Source organism: Mitsuaria sp. BK037 (assembly GCF_014193045.1).
Taxonomy (GTDB): Bacteria; Pseudomonadota; Gammaproteobacteria; order Burkholderiales; family Burkholderiaceae_C; genus Roseateles.
In genome coordinates this window covers 1,535,192-1,552,737 of record NZ_JACHYS010000001.1, presented here as the reverse complement: position 1 = coordinate 1,552,737, position 17,546 = coordinate 1,535,192, and the positions used below count along the sequence as shown (strand labels likewise).

The 17,546-nt window shown below is 69.7% G+C and carries 12 protein-coding genes; 8 read left to right on the top strand and 4 right to left on the bottom strand.

Annotated elements, in window-relative coordinates; translation table 11 throughout:
* The first annotated feature begins 26 nt into the window (after positions 1–26).
* From FHT37_RS06460 to FHT37_RS06430, 7 genes are all read left to right on the top strand, one after another.
* Complete coding sequence (locus FHT37_RS06460) at positions 27–1,283, top strand: ABC transporter substrate-binding protein (RefSeq protein ID WP_091724648.1); 1,257 nt, start codon at positions 27–29, stop codon at positions 1,281–1,283.
* 53 nt (positions 1,284–1,336) lie between these two features.
* Entirely contained in the window at positions 1,337–2,275 is a 939-nt protein-coding gene (locus tag FHT37_RS06455; protein ID WP_255489508.1) for a carbohydrate ABC transporter permease, read from the top strand.
* Positions 2,276–2,294: 19 nt separating this feature from the next.
* Positions 2,295–3,182 (top strand): carbohydrate ABC transporter permease, encoded by an 888-nt coding sequence (locus tag FHT37_RS06450; protein ID WP_255489507.1) that lies wholly within the window; start codon positions 2,295–2,297, stop codon positions 3,180–3,182.
* A 105-nt stretch (positions 3,183–3,287) separates the two neighbouring features.
* Complete coding sequence (locus tag FHT37_RS06445) at positions 3,288–4,691, top strand: GH1 family beta-glucosidase (RefSeq protein WP_255489506.1); 1,404 nt, start codon at positions 3,288–3,290, stop codon at positions 4,689–4,691.
* Positions 4,684–5,757: an ABC transporter ATP-binding protein gene (locus FHT37_RS06440; RefSeq protein WP_183479595.1), complete on the top strand. Its 1,074-nt coding sequence runs from the start codon at positions 4,684–4,686 to the stop codon at positions 5,755–5,757. The genes FHT37_RS06445 and FHT37_RS06440 overlap by 8 nt, the downstream gene beginning before the upstream one ends.
* Before the next feature lie 115 nt (positions 5,758–5,872).
* A complete protein-coding gene (locus tag FHT37_RS06435) occupies positions 5,873–8,569 on the top strand; it encodes a TonB-dependent receptor (RefSeq protein WP_221210966.1) in 2,697 nt (898 codons plus the stop codon).
* A 25-nt stretch (positions 8,570–8,594) separates the two neighbouring features.
* On the top strand, positions 8,595–9,317 hold the full coding sequence (locus FHT37_RS06430; RefSeq protein ID WP_183479593.1) for a family 16 glycosylhydrolase: 723 nt from the start codon (positions 8,595–8,597) through the stop codon (positions 9,315–9,317).
* Here FHT37_RS06430 and FHT37_RS06425 read toward each other — a convergent pair.
* The 4 genes from FHT37_RS06425 to chvE form a co-directional block, all read right to left on the bottom strand.
* Positions 9,304–12,309 carry a sensor histidine kinase gene (locus FHT37_RS06425; protein ID WP_183479591.1) on the bottom strand — a complete coding sequence of 1,002 codons (3,006 nt, stop codon included), beginning with the start codon at positions 12,307–12,309 and terminating at the stop codon, positions 9,304–9,306. The two genes, FHT37_RS06430 and FHT37_RS06425, sit on opposite strands and share 14 nt — an antisense overlap.
* Positions 12,310–12,439: 130 nt before the next feature.
* On the bottom strand, positions 12,440–13,660 hold the full coding sequence (gene mmsB, locus FHT37_RS06420; protein WP_183479589.1) for a multiple monosaccharide ABC transporter permease: 1,221 nt from the start codon (positions 13,658–13,660) through the stop codon (positions 12,440–12,442).
* A complete protein-coding gene (locus tag FHT37_RS06415; protein ID WP_183479587.1) occupies positions 13,653–15,233 on the bottom strand; it encodes a sugar ABC transporter ATP-binding protein in 1,581 nt (526 codons plus the stop codon). The genes mmsB and FHT37_RS06415 overlap by 8 nt, the downstream gene beginning before the upstream one ends.
* An 18-nt stretch (positions 15,234–15,251) precedes the next feature.
* Complete coding sequence (gene chvE, locus FHT37_RS06410; RefSeq protein WP_183479585.1) at positions 15,252–16,352, bottom strand: multiple monosaccharide ABC transporter substrate-binding protein; 1,101 nt, start codon at positions 16,350–16,352, stop codon at positions 15,252–15,254.
* A gap of 224 nt (positions 16,353–16,576) precedes the next feature.
* Between chvE and FHT37_RS06405 the strand changes: the two genes are divergently transcribed.
* Positions 16,577–17,494: a LysR family transcriptional regulator gene (locus FHT37_RS06405; RefSeq protein WP_183479583.1), complete on the top strand. Its 918-nt coding sequence runs from the start codon at positions 16,577–16,579 to the stop codon at positions 17,492–17,494.
* The last annotated feature ends 52 nt before the right edge of the window (positions 17,495–17,546 follow it).

Sequence of the window (17,546 nt, the reverse complement as noted above, 5' to 3'; positions counted from 1 at the left end):
TCGGATCGTCGACAACAGGAAGAACCATGAGATCGCTGAGGCGCCGAGAGGCCTTGATGCTGCTGTCCTGCGCCGCCGCCGGTGGAGCACGGGCCGCGCCGGCCCGGATCACCGTCGCGAGCTATCCCGACCTCGATCGGGCGCTGAAACTGGCCCTCCCGGCCTTCGCCCGGCGCCACCCCGGCGTGGCGGTCAACGTGGTGACGCTGTCGCACAAGGACCACCACACCGCGATGACGACGGCCCTCGCGGCCGGCGCCGCGCTGCCCGACCTGATCGCCCTTGATATGGATTTCTTGGGCAAGTTCGTCGACTCGGCCGGATTGGAGGATCTGTCGCGCGCCCCGTATCTCGCGGGTGGCCAAGCCGCCCGCTTCCCTGGTTACGCCTGGCGCGCCGGCGTCAACCGCCGGGGCGAGATCAAGGCACTGCCGGTGGACACCGGTCCCGGCGCGCTGTTCTACCGGCACGACCTGCTGGCGCGCGCCGGGCTGCTTGAAACCGATCTCACGCACTCGTGGTCAGGTTTCATCGAGGCCGGCCGGACGCTGCGGGCCCGCACCGGCGCCTACCTGGTCGCGCATGCGCAGGACCTCAAGGACATCCGCATCCGCGCCGGTCTGGCCGACGGGGAGGGGGTGTTCTTCGATCCGCAGGGGCGCAGCCAGGTGCAGACGGCGCGTTTCCGCCGCGCCTTCGAACTGGCCCTGCAGGCGCGCGATGCCGGCATCGACGCGCGGGTGCGCGCCTGGAGCAATGAATGGTCCGAAGGCTTCCGCCGCGGGGCCATCGCGACGCAGATGATGGGCTGCTGGCTGGGCGGCCACCTGAAGCGGTGGATCGCGCCGGAGACGGCCGGGCTCTGGCGGTCCGCGCCCTTGCCCGAGGGCGCGGCGGCGGCCTGGGGCGGCTCCTTCTACGCGATCCCGGTGCACTCGCAGCAGAAGGCGCTGGCCTGGGACCTGCTGCAGTTGCTGGCCCTGGACCGGGACCAGCAGGTGGCCGCCTTCCGCTCGCTCGACGCCTTCCCGGTGCTGCTGTCCGCGCAGGACGACGGCTTCCTGTCCGAGCCCATCGACTTCCTGGGCGGGGAGGCGGCGCGCCTGCAGTGGCGGGACATGGCGCGCCGGATTCCGGCGATCACGATCGACCGCCATGACGCCGTGGCCGACGAGGTCGTACGCAACGAACTCGACCAGGTGCTGCTGCATCGCAAGGGCATCGACCAGGCGCTGGCTGACGCGCGCGCCACCGTCGAGCGCCGCGTGCGCCGACGCGCCTGACCCGCCGCGCTTTCCCTGGAACCTCGCCCACGAGCCCTTGCATGAGCCCCCGCATGAGCCTTCGCCTCACCTGGCCGCACCGGCTGCGCATTCCGCGCCGCTGGATGCCTTACCTCTTCATCAGCCCGTTCTTCGTGCTGTTCGCGGCCTTCGGCCTGTTCCCGCTGCTGTTCTCCATCGTGCTGTCGCTGCACAGCTGGGACGTCGCCGCCGGGCTGGGCGCGATGCAGTGGGTCGGCCTGGACAACTACCTGTACGCGCTCACCCGTGACGACGGCCTGCGCGCCTCGCTCTTCAACACGCTGTGGCTGGCCGTGGTGGGCTGCGTGCCGCAGCACCTGGTCGCGCTGCCGCTGGCCTATTACCTGCACACCGCCTTCCGGCGCTGGCGCAACGGCGTGGTGGGGCTCTATTTCCTGCCCTTCATCACCTCGACCGTCGCGGTGTCGCTGGTCTTCTCGGCGCTGTTCTCCAAGGACTTCGGCGCGATCAACGCGGCGCTGCTGGGCCTGCATGAGCTGCCGCTGCTCGGCGCCTTGTTCCCGTCCACGCCGATCGACTGGGACCAGGCTGAGAACACGCGCTGGATGATCGCGATCGTGGTGTTCTGGCGCTACGTCGGCTGGAACACGGTGCTCTACCTCTCGGCCATCCAGACGCTGCCGCGCGACCTCTTCGAGGCGGCGCGCGTGGATGGCGTCAGCGAGCGCCAGACCTTCCTGCACCTCGTGCTGCCGCAGCTGCGGCCGATGATCTTCTTCGCGGTGACGCTGGCCATCATCGGCAGCCTGCAGCTGTTCGAGGAGCCCTTCATCCTGACCAGCGGCACCGGCGGCTCGGGCCAGGCCGGCAAGACCGTGGCCATGCACCTGTACTCGGTCGCCTTCACCGACGGCGACTTCGGCACCGCCTCCGCGATCGCGTGGCTGCTCTTCCTGCTGATCGCCGCCGCCACCTGGCTCAACAACCGGCTGCTCGGCCGCCAGCGCTGACGCGGCAAGGACACCTCCAATGTCGACCCTGCTTCCCCTCCATGCCGGACCGGACCGGCCCGCCCGCCTCGGCGCCCGTTGGCGGCCGATGCCCTCGGCGCGCGTGATCGGCCATGCCATCGTGCTTGCCGGCGCGCTGCTGATGTTCGCGCCCTTCTACCTGATGATGGTCTTCGCGACCCACACCAACGCGGAGATCCTCTCGGTGCCGCCGCCGCTGTGGTTCGGCGACGCCCTGGGCGACAACCTGACGCTGCTACTGGACCGGCTGCCCTTCTTCTGGCGCAACCTGGGCTGGAGCTTTTACGTGGCCGGGGCCGTCACGGTGCTGAACCTGCTGCTGTGCTCGCTGGCGGGCCATGCCTTCGCGCTGCTGGACTTCCCGGGACGGGACCGGCTCTTCGGCCTGGTGCTGGCCACCATGCTGCTGCCCGGTTTCCTCGGCATGGTGCCGACCGTGCTGACGATGGCCTGGCTGGGCTGGCTGAACGAGCACAAGGCCCTGATCGTGCCGGGCGCCTGCGGCGCGCTGGGCATCTTCATGATGCGGCAGTACATCGGCAGCACGGTGCCGCGCGAGCTCGTCGACGCCGCACGGCTGGACGGCTGCGGCGAGTTCGGCATCTTCTGGCGCATCGTGCTGCCGCTGACGCTGCCGGCGCTGGGCACGCTCGGGCTGATCACCTTCATCGGCTCGTGGAACAACTTCATGGGGCCGCTCGTGGTGATCCGCGACATGGACCTCTACACCGTGCCGCTGGCGCTGCGCGCCCTGCAGGGCAGCGGACAGACGCCTTGGGGCGCGCTGTGCGCCGGCGCCGCGGTCGCGGTGCTGCCGCTGCTGCTGCTGTTCGTCGTCGCCTCGCGGCGCCTGATCGACGGCCTCACCGCCGGCGCGGTCAAGTAGCCGCGACGCGCTCCGTCTCCCACCGAATCAACGCCTCAACGCCTCAGCGCCTCAACGCCTCATCCCGTTCCTCCCGCTTTCAAGCCCTCCAGCCTTCCAGCCCTCATGAGCCCGACCCCTTCCATGACCGACCGCTTCACCGCTTCCGACCGTCTCTCCGCCGCCGCGCTGCGTCAGCTGGGCGATGCCTTCACCTGGGGCGTCGCGACCAGCGCCTACCAGATCGAGGGCGCCGTCGATGTCGACGGTCGCGGCCCGTCGATCTGGGACACCTTCGCGAGCCAGCCCGGCCGCACCGTCAATGGCGAGAGCGGCGCCGTCGCCTGCGACCACTACCGCCGCTGGAAGGATGACGTCGCGATGATCGCGGGCCTGGGCGTCGATGCCTACCGCTTCTCCATCGCCTGGCCGCGCGTGCAGCCGCTGGGGCAGGGGCTCTTCAACGAGCGCGGCCTGGACTTCTACGACCGTCTCGTCGATGAGCTGCTCGAGCGCGGCATCGCACCGCACGCGACGCTGTATCACTGGGACCTGCCGCAGGCTTTGCAGGATCGCGGCGGCTGGGGCAATCGCGACACCGCCTTCCACTTCGCGATCTATGCCGACGCGATCGCGCGGCGGCTCGGCGACCGGCTGGCCTCGCTGGCGACCCACAACGAGCCCTGGTGCACCGCGGTGCTGGGCCATGAGATCGGCAAGTTCGCGCCAGGCGAGCGCGACCCACAACTGGCCGCGCAGGTCTCGCACCACCTGCTGCTGTCGCACGGCCTGGCAATGAGCGCGATGCGGGCCAGCGGCACCGCCTGCCCGCTGGGCATCGTGCTGAACCAGTCCAGCGTGACCGCGGCGACCGCGAGCGCCGCCGACCAGGCCGCGGCCGCCACCGAGTACGCGCGCTTCGTGCGCTGGTACATGGATCCGCTGTTCCAGGGGCGCTATCCGCAGGATGCCGGCATCGCCCACTACCCGCAGGTCCAGGACGGCGACATGGCGCTCATCCAGGCGCCGCTGGACTTCCTCGGCATCAACTACTACGCCCGCATCTGGGCCAGCCGCGACGAGCCGCCGGTGCCGCCGCCGATGGCGCTGGGCGCCACCGACATGGGCTGGGAGATCTACCCCGACGGCCTGCGCGAGCTGCTCGTCGGCCTGAAGGCGCAGTACCCGGACCTGCCGCCCATCTTCATCACCGAGAACGGCATGGCCAACGCCGACACGCTCGACCACGGCCGCGTGCCCGACCACGCGCGCATCGACTACGTGCGCCGCCACCTCGAGGCGCTGGCGCAGGCCAAGGCCGCCGGCGTCGACATCCGCGGCTACTTCTACTGGAGCCTGATGGACAACTACGAGTGGGACTCGGGGTATGCCAAGCGCTTCGGCCTGGTCCATGTCGACTACGCGACGCAGCAACGCACGCTGAAGGACAGCGCGCACTGGTACAGCGCCACGATCGCCGAGGCGCGCCGCCACGCGGCCGCGCCGGCGCAGGAGCCCGTCCATGGCTGACGTGCAGTTGCGCGGCCTGCGCAAGCGCTACAGCGGCGGCGTCGAGGTGCTCAAGGGCATCGACCTGGACATCGCCGATGGCGAGTTCACCGTGTTCGTCGGCCCGTCCGGCTGCGGCAAGTCGACGCTGCTGCGCATGATCGCGGGGCTCGAGGACATCGACGACGGCGATGTCCGCATCGGCGGACGCAGCGTGGCCGCGCTCGACGCCTCGCAGCGCGGCGTGGCGATGGTGTTCCAGAGCTATGCGCTGTACCCGCACATGACCGTCGAGCAGAACATGGGCTTCGCGCTCAAGATGTCCGGCCTGCCGCGCGCCGAGGTGCGCGAGCGCGTGGGCCAGGTCGCGGAGATCCTGCAGATCGGCCCGCTGCTGCAGCGCCGGCCGCGCGAGCTCTCCGGCGGCCAGCGCCAGCGCGTGGCCATTGGCCGCGCGATCGTGCGCCGGCCCTCGGTCTTCCTGTTCGACGAGCCGCTGTCCAACCTCGATGCCGCCTTGCGCGTGCAGATGCGCCTGGAGCTGGCGCGCCTGCATCGCGAGCTGGGCACGACCATGATCTACGTGACCCATGACCAGGTCGAGGCCATGACGCTGGGCGACCGCATCGCGCTCTTCAACGCGGGCCGCGTCGAGCAGGTCGGTACGCCGCTGGCGCTGTTCGAGCAGCCGGCGAGCCGCTTCGTGGCCGGCTTCCTCGGCACCCCCACGATGAATTTCCTGACCGTGCCCGCCATGTCGGCCAGCCCGGACGAGGGCCTGTCGCGGGCCGGCGTGCGCGTGCCGCAGACCGGTGCGTCGGCTCGTCGCCCGATGACGCTGGGCGTGCGCGCCAACGACATCGCGCTGAGCGCGCCGGAGCAGGGCCTGCCCGCCTCGATCGAGGTGATCGAGCACCTGGGCGACACCGTGATCGCGCATGCCCGCTGGGCGCCGGACCAGCCGCTGATCGCGGTGCGCCTGGCCCCCGATTCACCGCCACCGCGCGCCGGCGATGCCGTCGGCCTGCGCATCCGGACAGAGCGCGTGCATTTCTTCGATGCCGAGGGCCACGCGATCGCCGCCTGATCGGCGACCCGGCCCATTTCCCCTCTCACGTTTTTCCCGCCAACGCAGTTCCACCCGCGCCCTGGGCCCGAGGCCCGCGCCACCCGCAACCCCTTACTCCCGCCAGAGGACAACAATGACAAAGAGACAAGCCCCCCGCCAACCCGCGTCGCCGTCCACGCCCGCCCATCCCTTCGCCATCCCGCTCGTGATGGCCGCCGCGCTGGCCGTGTGCCACGGCCATGCCCTGGCGCAGGCCGCGCCCGAGACCCCGCGCGCGGACGAGCAGCCCGCCGCCGATTCCAGCCGCCTCGAGACCGTCACCGTCACCTCCAACCGGCGGCTGGAGACGGCGCAGAAGGTCTCCGGCGTGGTGCAGTCCGTCAGCGGCGACCAGCTGCGCAAGGACGGCATCACCGAGGTGCGCCAGCTCCAGGCCGCGGTGCCGGGCCTGAGCATCGCCAACCAGGAAGGCAACGTCGAGATCTTCATCCGCGGCGTCGGCTCGGCCAACAACACCGAGCTCGGCGATCCGGGCGCGGCGCCGCACCTGAACGGCGTCTACATCCCGCGCCCACGCGGGCTTGGGCTGATGTTCTACGACCTGGAGCGGGTCGAGGTGAACAAGGGCCCGCAAGGCACGCTGTATGGCCGCAACGCGCTGGCCGGCACGCTGAACATCATCACCGCGCAGCCGCGCCTGAACCAGTTCTCCGGCTACGCGCAGGGCGAGGTCTCCAACCGCAGCGGCCATGGCGCCGAGGCAGCGGTCAACGTGCCCATCGGCTCCGACGCCGCGATCCGCATCGCCGGCTACCAGAGCACCAAGGACTACGGCTTCACCAACGTGTCGACCGACCCGGTGGCGAGCCAGCTCAAGCCGGCCGGCCAGGAGAACAACCGCGCGCTGCGCCTGTCCGCGCGCTGGGAGCCGACCGAGGCGCTGCGCTTCAGCGTCGTGGCCGACACGGGCCGCGAGCGCGGCACCGGTTATCCCGGCGCCAACATCTTCAGCGCGGTGACCGCCAGCGGTCTGCGCGCGGAAGACCTGGACCTGCGCCACGTCGTGTACCGCGGCGCGCAGGGCGACATGCGCAACGACCTGTGGGGCCTGCTGGGCAAGGTCGAGGCCGACCTCGGCCCGGTCAGCGCCGAGTTCAACGCCAGCCGGCGCTCGGTGGACTTCTGGCAGCGCAACGGCCAGTCCGACGGCATCGACTGGCCGGGCCGCGACCTGTCGGCGGTCAACTACGACAACTACTCGACGCAGTACTGGCAGACGCTGTCCAAGAGCAATGTCTACGAGCTGGTGCTGCGCTCCAACGACGGCCAGTCGCCGCTGCAATGGACCACCGGGCTCTTCCACTTCAAGGAGAAGCAGGGCGTGGGCTACCTGTCGCTGGCCGATGGCGGCTGCTGCTACTGGGGCAGCGAGTTCACCATGCCCGACGTGCGCGGCAAGTCCACCGCGGCCTATCTGGATGCGACCTACAAGGTCACGCCGGACTGGCGCGCGCTCGCCGGCTTCCGGCGGACCAAGGAGAGCAAGTCGCGCTACGGCATCGGCGGCAACCTGGGCGTGGTGCTGGGCGGCGAGAACTACGACTGCTGCTACGCCACGCGCTGGGGCACGGACGGCTTCCAGCCCGCGCTGCTGTCGCGCCCCAACTTCGACATGAGCCAGATCACGACCGATGCGCAGCGGGCCCAGTTCATCCTCCAGACCTTCCTGGTGCCGGGACGCCGCGACCTGGTCGGCCAGCAGCTCGGACCGGTGGCCGATGGCTCCAACCCCAACGGCGCCTGCATCGACCGGCCCGATGTCAACGGCAATGGCCGCCTGTCCTGCCCGCGCACCAACCCGGCGACGACCAATGGCGGCTTCTCCTACGTGAACTCGTGGGACCTGCCGACCCAGCAGTACGGCAGCAGCAGCGCGCAGTACAACGACTTCCGCGTCGGCGTCGAGCACGACCTGGGCCGCGACGCGATGGTCTACGCGAAGTTCTCGACCGGGCACAAGGCCGGCGGCTTCAACGACACCTTCGCCACCTCGCCGATCCCCGAGGTCTACGGCCCGGAGAAGCTCAGTGTGCTCGAGGTCGGCTCGCGCAACGTGATCGAGCTGATGGGGCGCCGCTCGGTGGTCAATCTCTCGGGCTTCTACTACGACTACAAGAACCAGGTCTTCCAGGACCTGAGCTGCATCAAGGTCAACACCGAGGTCACGCCCAACACCTGCAACGGCTACTCGCTGGTGAACCGCAACATCGGTGCGTCGCGGCTGTACGGGCTGGAAGGCGAGCTGCGCATGCCGCTGCCGGCCGGCTTCTCGCTGGACCTGAACGCGGTGCTGCTGCAGACGAAGATCCGCAATGCGGTGGTGGCCGACGCGCGCGCCATCGACTACGGCCAGGGCGGCAAGGCGCCGCAGATCAGCCTGGCCGGCAACCAGTTGCCGCTGGCCTCCAAGGTCAGCGTGTCGGCGCGGCTGCAGCAGGCCTTCGCGCTGGGCTCAGGCCGCTTCGACTGGCAGGCGCTGCTGAGCTACCGCTCGTCCTACTACCTGACCCAGTACAACGAGCTGGACGTGGTGACCCTGGCGGGCGCCCGCACCAGCGCGCTGGCGGCCGGTTTCCCGGACCGCCAGAAGGGCTTCGCGACGCTGAACCTGGGCGTGGGCTACACGCTCAACCGCTATCGCATCGAGGCCTTCGCGGCCAACGTGACGAACGAGCAGGCCTCGACCAAGGCACTGGTGGGCTCCAGCCTCAACGTGCGCTTCCTCAACGACGCGCGCAGCTACGGCCTGCGGGTGCGCGCGGACTTCTGAGAACCCAAGAACCAAGGAGACAAGGATGACATTCCGATTCAAGCGCGCGCTGCGCGCGGCCCGGCTCATCGGCGCCATGGGCGCGATTGGCGTCGCGACCGTCGGTGCCGCCGGCACCGCGCACGCGGCCAGCTTCTTCGACGGCTTCGATGGCACCGGCGGCGCCGGGCCGGCGTGGGAGACGGCCACCTGGCACAACGGCACGCCCTTCGGCTGCGGCTTCGCCTACAGCGAGGTGTGGAAGGACGCCGGCAACATGGTGCTGAACGTCAATGCCGGCACCGGCCGCTGCGGCGAGATCCGGACCCAGCAGAGCTTCACCTACGGCAAGTTCACGACGCGCCTGAAGGCCAGCACCTTCGCCGGCGGCAACACCTCGTTCTTCCTCTACACCGGCACGGCGGGCACGGCCAGCCACTTCGAGATCGACATCGAGCTGATCAAGGGCGGCACGGTGCTGCACACCAACGTCTGGAAGGGCGGGGTGCAGAACTACAAGCAGTTCCCGATCGCGACCGGCTGGCAGACGCTGGGCTTCGAATGGCGCGAGAACTTCGTGCGCTGGTTCACCGTCAACGCGCAGGGCGGCGAGACGACCATCCGTCACCAGATCGTCTCGGTCTCCACGCCGATGCGGCTGATGCTGAACCACTGGCGTGGCGACAACAGCCCCGATGCCATCGGCTTCCTGGGCCAGTGGAACGGCGGCGGCGGCCAGGCCCAGTACGACTGGGTCAAGGTCGAGTGAGGGCAGGGGGGCGGTGGAGCGGGGCGGTGAATTCGACCACCGTTCCGCCGCCCTCGGGGCAGCGCACCGAGAGGCGACCGCCGACGACCTCGGCGCGCTCGCGCATGCCGCTCAAGCCGAAGTGGCCCTCGCGCTCGCCCCGTCGCAGCACCTCGGGATCGATCCCCTGGCCGTCGTCGCCAATCCGCAGGCACAGCTGCCGCGCGTCGTAGCGCAGCTCGACATCGATCCGCGTCGCCTGCGCATGGCGGAAGGCGTTGCGCATCGCCTCGGCGGCGATGCGCACCGTTTCGTCGCGCAGCAGCGGATGCAGCTCCTGCGGCTTGCCTTGCACCTGGACATCCACCGGCAGCGCGCGGCCGCTTTCGCTGGAGAGCTCGCGCGCGAGCGTCCGCACGGCTTCCGCCAGGCTGTTCGTCTCCAGCGTCGACGCGCGCAATCCCTGCACGGTGTCGCGACCTTCGGTGATCGCGCCGGCCACCTGGTCGATGGCGGTGTCCAGCACCCGCTTGGATTCGCGCGGGCGGTCGGGCAGCAGGTTGGACGCGGCCTGGAACTGCAGCAGCAGCCCATTGAAGCGCTGCAGCAGCGTGTCGTGCAAATCGCGCGCGATGCGCGTGCGTTCGGCGACGCGGCCCTCCAGCGTCGCCTCGAACTGCCGATGCAGTCGCCGCACGCGCAGCCGCAGCGCGAGCTGGAAGCCGGCCCAGATCAAGCCTGCGAGCACCACGAGGCTGCCCACGCGGAACCAGGTCGTCTGGTGGAAGGCGGGCAGGATCGTGAACTCGAGCTGCGCGCCGTCCTCGTTCCAGACGCCGCTGTTGTTGGCCGCCTTCACCTGGAATCGATACTGACCCGGCGGCAGGTTGGTGTAGCTGGCCTGGCGGCGGTCGACGGCCTCGCGCCAGTCGCTGTCGTGGCCTTCGAGCCGGTAGCGGAAGCGCGTGCGCAGCGGATCCGCCAGGCTCAGCGCGACGAAGTCGATCGTCATGTCCCGGATCCGCGGCGGCAGCCGCAGGCCTTGCTCGATCGGGTAGCTCTGGTGGTCGGCGGTCAGGCGCTCGATGTGCACGGGCGGCGGCACCGCGTTGGAGGGCATGTTCTCCGGATCCGCCCACAGCAGCTCGGCGCCCGCGATGAACCAGAGCTTGCCGTCGGGCTGCCGGGCTACCGGCGGATTGAAATAGGCCTGCGGGGTGACCATGAGCGGCACGCCATCCGTCACGCCCCAGGACACCGGCGAGACGCGGTGCGCCGGGTCGGCGATCCAGGACGCGAGATCGCCTCGGTCCACCCGCACCAGCCCGCAGGACGTGTACATCCACAGGGCGCCGCCCTGGTCCAGCGTCGACCAGTGGATCGTCTCGCAGGGCAGGCCGTTGGCTGGCGTCAGCGCCGTGACGCGGCCGTCCTTGATACGCTTGAGGCCCGTGGACCCGGTGGCCACCCACAGTGCGCCCTCGTCATCCACGCGCAGGCCGGTGACCTGCCCACGGCCCGGTACATGCGCGAAGCTGTAGTTCGCTTCGACCTTGCCATTCCTGACGTACGACACGCCGCTGCCATCCCAGAAGGACAGCCAGAGCCCGCCGCGATCGGCCACGACAAGCTGCGCCTGCTGCGAGTGCCCCAGCGCGGCCCACGCAATGTTCTCGGCGAAGCGGCCTTGATGCAGCCGCGCAAGCCCCTTGTTGCCGGACAGCCAGAGGTTGCCCGCGGCGTCCCCGGCCATCGCGTAGATCTCGCTGCTGGGCCCGCCGTCGACGGCGACGAAGCGCTCGTTCGCGAAATAGGCCAGCCCCGTGGCCGTGCTCACCCACAGGCGCCCCTGCGCGTCCTGGTACTGGGCCTGCACCTGTGCGGAGGGCAAGCCCTCCTGCTCCTTGAAGATGGACAGGCGACCGTCCTTCCACCGCGCCAGACCGCCGTTCGTGGCCACCCACAGGGCGCCGTCGGCGGCGGCCAGCACGGACCTGGTGACGTCGTCGGGCAGGCCCTGGCGTGTCGACAAGGTGGTGACCGGCAACTTGCGGAAACGGTCCACGCCCCGTTCGCTGCCGTACCAGACGTTGCCCTCGCGATCCTCGAAGAGGCTGCATGCGATGTTTCCGGAAAGTCCCTCCATGCGCGTGAAGCTGTCGGCCTGGCCGTCCTTCACATGCAGCAGGCCCAGGCCCTCGGTGCCGATCCACAGCCCGCCATCGCGGTCGCGCAGCAGCTTGTTGGCCTTGACCTCCATGTCGGCCATCCATTCATCGGGCTTGGAAACCTTGCGGAATCGATGGGGCACCCACTGGTCGCCGGCCCGTTCCCAGAGCCCCTTGGACGCGATGCCGGCCAGGACCTGGCCGTCGGCGGTCGTGGTGAGGTCGCCCACGCGCGCGCCCGGCACGGGATAGCGCCGCGGCGTTTCGGGGCCCCACCGCCAGATGCCGGCCTCCGCTCCCACCCAGAGCTGGCCGGCGCGGTCCTCCGCCAGACTCCAGACAAAGTTGCCGAAGCCCCCCTCGGGCGCGGCGCACTGGATGCTCTTCCCGCGGATGGCGCACAGGCGCCCGGCCTGGCCCAGCAGGCCGGCCCAGACGGTGCCTTCGCGGTCCTCGATCAGCGAGGTCACGAAGGTCTGGCCGATCTCCGGATGCCGCGCGACGAACTTGCGTCCGTCCCAGCTCGAGAGTCCATGGAAGGTGCCGATCCACAGCGTGCCGTCCCGCGAGGCCAGCAGGCTGTAGGGGCCGCTGGGCAGCACCTGGCCGTCGGGTGGTTGCCACTCGGTGAATCGATGTCCGTCGAAACGGAACAGGCCGAGCGATCCGGCGATCCAGAGGTAGCCATCGGGGGTCTGCGCCATCGCGAAGACCAGTCCCAGCGAGGCGCCGTCCCGCGCGGTCCACGAGGTATGCGCGTACTGGGCGACCTGTCGCGGCGGATCAGCCGCCAGCGCCGGGGACAGCGAGGTGCACAGCGCCGATACCAGGAGCAGCCTCGTCACGAGGCGGCTTCGACCTTGGCCTTTCGGTGGGCTCACGGACACTCCTTCGCGGCGGGCGACGCGTCGGCAGCGTATCGCGAATGCCGGCAGGCCGCATCCCGGGAGTGGTGGGGCGAGTACGCCTTCGCGCCTATTTGCGCTTGTTGTAGACGTCGACGAACACGGCGGCCAGCAGCACCAGGCCCTTGATGACCTGCTGGTAGTCGATGCCGACGCCCAGGATGGACATGCCGTTGTTCATCACGCCCATCACGAAGGCGCCGATCACCGCGCCCATGATCTTGCCCACGCCGCCCGAGGCCGAGGCCCCGCCGACGAAGCAGGCGGCGATGACGTCGAGCTCGAAGCCCAGGCCCGCCTTGGGTGTGGCGGTATTGAGCCGCGCGGCGAAGACCAGGCCGGCCAGCGCCGCCAGTGCACCCATGTTCACGAAGGTCAGGAAGGCGATGCGCTGCGTGCGCACGCCCGACAGCCGGGCCGCCTTCTCGTTGCCGCCCACCGCGTAGACGCGGCGGCCCAGCGTGGTGCGGCCGGCGATGAAGTCGTAGAGCAGCGTCAGCGCCACCATCACGACCATCACCGTGGGCAGGCCCTTGTAGGACGCCATCAGCCAGCTCATCGCGAGCACCGCGCCGGCCAGCAAGGCCTGCCGCAGCCAGAAGACCGGCCCGGGTTCCGTGTCCATGCCGTGCCGCAGAGCCGCGATGCGGTGGCGCCAGGCCACGACCACCGCCACGGCGGTCAGCAGCAGGCCCAGGCCCAGCGTCGTCGGACGCGGGTCCTCCTGGCCGAAAAGCTCGGGCAGGAAACCGGCGCTCAGCGCCTGGAAGCTGTCGGGGAAGGGGCCGAGCGACTGGCCTTGCAGCAGCGCCAGCGCCAGGCCCTTGAACACCAGCATCCCGGCCAGCGTGACGATGAAGGACGGGATGCCCAGGTAGGCGACAAACCAGCCCTGCGCGCCCCCGATCACCGCGCCCGCGAGCAGGCAGACCAGGCCGGCGGGCAGCGCGGCCCATTCGTACTGCACCATCAGCACCGCCGCGAGCGCGCCGATGAAGCCGCACACCGAGCCCACCGAGAGGTCGATGTGGCCGGCGACGATCACCAGCAGCATGCCCAGCGCCATGATGACGATGTAGCTGTTCTGCAGGACCAGGTTGGTGAGGTTGAGCGGCTCCAGCAGCGTGCCGTCCGTCAGGAACTCGAAGAGCGCCATGATCGCCACCAGCGACAGCAACATGCCGTAGTCGCGCAGGTGGCGCTTGAGGAAATGGCCGATGCCGGCGGCCCCGGCGGCAGGGGAGGAGGGGCGGGCGGTTGGCGTGACGCTCGCCGCGATCGGTTCAGACATACGCGGTCTCTCCGGCGCCGACGATGGCGCCCATGATCATTTCCTGGGTCGTGCCGGCGGCCGGGAACTCCTCCACCAGACGCCCCTCGTTCATCACGTACAGCCGGTCGGACAGGCCCAGCAGCTCGGGCATCTCGGACGAGATCACCAGGATGCCGCAGCCCTGTTCGGCCAGGCCGGCGATCAGGCTGTAGATCTCGAACTTGGCGCCGACGTCGATGCCGCGGGTGGGCTCGTCCAGGATCAGCAGGCGCGGTTGCGAGAACAGCCACTTGGCCAGCACCACCTTCTGCTGGTTGCCGCCGGACAGGTGCACGACGCTCTGGTCGACGCCCGCGCAGCGCGTGGCCAGGCGTCGACGGTAGTCCTGCGCCACCTGGTGCTCACGCGCGTTGTCCAGCACGCCGGCGCGCGAGACTTCCCGCAGGTTGGCCAGCGTCGTGTTGACGGCGATCGATTCGTCCAGCAGCAGCCCCAGCGACTTGCGGTCCTCGGTCACGTAGGCCAGGCCGGCGGCGATCGCCTTGGGCACCGTGGACACGTCGACCTCGCGGCCGTCCATCCAGGCGCTGCCGCTGATGCGCCGGCCGTAGCTGCGGCCGAAGACGCTCATCGCGAGCTCGGTCCGGCCCGCGCCCATCAGCCCGGCGATGCCGACGATCTCGCCGCGGCGCACCTTCAGGTTCACGCCCTTGACGACCTCCCGGCCCGCCTGCACCGGGTGCTGGGCGCGCCAGTCGCGGAGCTCGAACAGCAGGTCACCGATCTTGGGCGTGCGGCGCGGATAACGATCCGCCAGGTCGCGGCCGACCATCGCCTGGATGATGCGCGCCTCGCTGAGCGGCTCGCCCCGGCAATCGACGCTGAGGATGGAGCGCCCGTCGCGCAGCACGGTCAGGCCGTCGGCCACGCGCGTGACCTCTTTGAGCTTGTGCGAAATCAGGATGCAGGCGATGCCCTGCGCCCGCAGCTCCATCAGCAGCGCGAGCAGCGCGTCGCTGTCGGCCTCGTTGAGGCTGGAGGTGGGTTCGTCCAGGATCAGCAGCCGCACTTCCTTGGCCAGCGCCTTGGCAATCTCCACCAGTTGCTGCTGGCCGACCCCGAGTTCGCCGACCAGCGTGTCCGGCGACGCGCGCAGGCCGACGCGCGCCAGCAGCTCGACCGCGCGCCGGTGCATCGCCACGCGGTCGATGACGCCCCAGCGCGCCGGCTCGTGGCAGAGGAACAGGTTCTCCGCGATCGAGAGCTGCGGCACCAGCGCCAGCTCCTGGTGAATGATGATGATGCCCAGCCGCTCGCTGTCGGTGATGCCGGCGAAGCGGCGCACCTCGCCGTCGAAGCGGAGTTCGCCGCCGTAGTCGCCGCCATGGTCGGGGTGCGGGTAGACGCCCGACACCACCTTCATCAGCGTCGACTTGCCGGCACCGTTCTCGCCGCAGAGCGCATGGATTTCACCGGCGCGCACCGACAGCCGCACCTCCTCCAGCGCCGCGACGCCATGGAAGCGCTTGGTGATGCCGCGCAGCTCGAGCAGCGGAGCGGAGCCCGCGCCGTTCCCAGGAATCGGGTTCATGACTGCAAGTCCCGCGGATCAACGCAGCTGCGTGTCCTTGTAGTAGCCGCTGCCCACGAGCACGGCCTTCGCGTTGCTCGCGTCCACCGAGACCGGCTTGAGCAGCACGCTGGGCACGACCTTCACCCCGTTGTTGTAGGTCTTGGTGTCGTTGATCTGGGAGGGCGTCTTGCCGGCCAGCATCTCGTCGCTGACGGTCGCCGCCGCCTGCGCGAGCTGCCGCGTGTCCTTGAACACGGTGCTGGCCTGCTCATTCTTGAGGATGGACTTGATCGACGGCAGCTCCGCGTCCTGGCCCGAGACGATGGGGCAGGGCTGCTTCGCGGTGCAGTAGCCCGCGCCCTTGAGCGAGGACAGGATGCCCAGGCTGATGCCGTCATACGGCGACAGCACCGCATGCAGCTTGTCCTTACCGTAGAACGCGGACAGCAGGTTGTCCATGCGGGCCTGCGCGGTGGCCGCGTCCCAGCGCAGCGTGCCGACCTTGGCCATGCCCAGCTGCTTGCTGCGCACGACCAGCTTGCCGCTGTCGATGTAGGGCTTGAGCACCGACATCGCGCCGTCGTAGAAGAAGGCCGCGTTGTTGTCGTCGGGCGAGCCGCCAAAGAGCTCGATGTTGAACGGGCCCTTGCCCTGCGCCAGGCCCAGCTTGTCGACCAGGCTCTGGCCCTGCATCACGCCGACCTGGAAGTTGTCGAAGGTGACGTAGTAGTCGACGTTCTTCGTGCCCTTGATGAGCCGGTCGTAGGCGACGATCTTGATGCCGCGGTCGGCCGCCTTCTGCAGCACCGGCGACAGCGCCGAGCCATCGATGGACGCGATCACCAGCACCTTCACCTTGCGGGTGATCAGGTTCTCGATCTGGGCGAGCTGGTTGGGGATGTCGTCCTCGGCGTACTGCAGGTCGACCTTGTAGCCCTTGGCCTGGAAGGCCTTGACCATGTTGTCGCCGTCGGCGATCCAGCGGGCCGAGCTCTTGGTCGGCATCGCGATGCCGACCAGGCCCTTGTCCTCGGCGCGGGCGCCGCCGGCCAGCAGGCCCAGCGTCGCGCCGCCGGCGATCGCCAGCGTCCGGATGACTGCGACGCGGCGTTTCACATTCGTTCCAAGCTTCGACATTGCCTTGTCTCCTGGCCGGTCGTCGTCTTGAACAGACGATCTGTGCATAACCGGCCTATTTGACGATGTTAGTTCGCGCGCTGCACTAATTAATCAGAACTAACCCTGTGATGCTCAACGCGCGGACGTCGGCGGCGCGCCCGCTAAGAGGCGCTTCCCGCCACAGGTGCGGCGGTGCGCGCTCAATGCATACTCGACATCAATTGACGGGAGCATTGCGTCGCATGAAATTCGATCTCCACGACCTCATCGCCTTTCGTGCCGCCGCGGAGCTGTCGAATTTCCGCAAGGCCGCCGAGGCGGTGCACATCTCGCAGCCCGCGTTCAGCCGGCGCATCGACAAGCTGGAGCAGGCGCTGGGCGTGAAGCTGTTCGAGCGCACGACCCGGCGTGTCACGCTCACCGCGGTGGGGCGCGAGTTCGCGCGCAAGATCGGCCTGCTGCTGGACGAGCTGGACGAGACGCTGCTGACGGTGCGCGGGGTGGGCACCGGCCGGATGGGCGAGGTGACGGTGTCCAGCGTGCCGTCGACGGTCTACTACTTCCTCTCCCAGGTGATCCACCGCTACCGCGAGCGCTATCCCAAGCTGCGGGTGAAGATCCTGGACGCCAGCGCGAACGAGGTCCTGGCTGCGGTGTCGCGCGGAGAGTCCGACTTCGGGCTCAACTTCATCGGCAGTTCGGAGCCGGGCATCGAGTTCCGGCCGCTGCTCGAGGAGCGTTTCGTCGCGGCCTGCCGACGCGACCACCCGCTGGCGCGACGCCGCGAGGTCAGCTGGAGCCAGCTCGCCGCCCATGACTTCATCGCGGTGGCGAAGTCCTCCGGCAACCGGCTGCTGCTCGACCAGGCCCTGGCGCGCGTGAAGGACCGCCCCCAGCCGGTGTACGAGGCCCAGCACGTGACGACCTTGCTGGGGCTGGTGGAAGCGGGGCTGGGCGTGGCGGCGGTGCCGTCGATCGCGATGCCGGGGCCGGACCATCCACTGCTGGTCAGCGTGCCGTTGGTCGACCCGGTCGTCACGCGGCGCATCGGACTGATCACGCGTCAGGGCCGTCGGCTGTCGCCGGAGGCGCAGCAGCTGTACGACTTCCTGGCGGAGATGAAGCTGCCGCCGCGTGCGGTGCGGCGGCGCTCCCGATGATCGGCCGGGCCGATCCGGCGCCCGACCCGCAGCGCGCTGCCCGCGCCGCCCG

Bases quoted from the DNA above. Each gene is read 5' to 3' on its own strand.
- FHT37_RS06440 (WP_183479595.1), top strand. From the start codon at position 4,684: ATGGCTGACGTGCAGTTGCGCGGCCTGCGCAAGCGCTACAGCGGCGGC.
- FHT37_RS06415 (WP_183479587.1), bottom strand. From the start codon at position 15,233: ATGAACCCGATTCCTGGGAACGGCGCGGGCTCCGCTCCGCTGCTCGAG.
- FHT37_RS06450 (WP_255489507.1), top strand. From the start codon at position 2,295: ATGTCGACCCTGCTTCCCCTCCATGCCGGACCGGACCGGCCCGCCCGC.
- FHT37_RS06455 (WP_255489508.1), top strand. From the start codon at position 1,337: ATGAGCCTTCGCCTCACCTGGCCGCACCGGCTGCGCATTCCGCGCCGC.
- FHT37_RS06445 (WP_255489506.1), top strand. From the start codon at position 3,288: ATGAGCCCGACCCCTTCCATGACCGACCGCTTCACCGCTTCCGACCGT.
- FHT37_RS06460 (WP_091724648.1), top strand. From the start codon at position 27: ATGAGATCGCTGAGGCGCCGAGAGGCCTTGATGCTGCTGTCCTGCGCC.
- FHT37_RS06405 (WP_183479583.1), top strand. From the start codon at position 16,577: ATGAAATTCGATCTCCACGACCTCATCGCCTTTCGTGCCGCCGCGGAG.
- chvE (WP_183479585.1), bottom strand. From the start codon at position 16,352: ATGTCGAAGCTTGGAACGAATGTGAAACGCCGCGTCGCAGTCATCCGG.
- FHT37_RS06430 (WP_183479593.1), top strand. From the start codon at position 8,595: ATGACATTCCGATTCAAGCGCGCGCTGCGCGCGGCCCGGCTCATCGGC.
- FHT37_RS06435 (WP_221210966.1), top strand. From the start codon at position 5,873: ATGACAAAGAGACAAGCCCCCCGCCAACCCGCGTCGCCGTCCACGCCC.
- mmsB (WP_183479589.1), bottom strand. From the start codon at position 13,660: ATGTCTGAACCGATCGCGGCGAGCGTCACGCCAACCGCCCGCCCCTCC.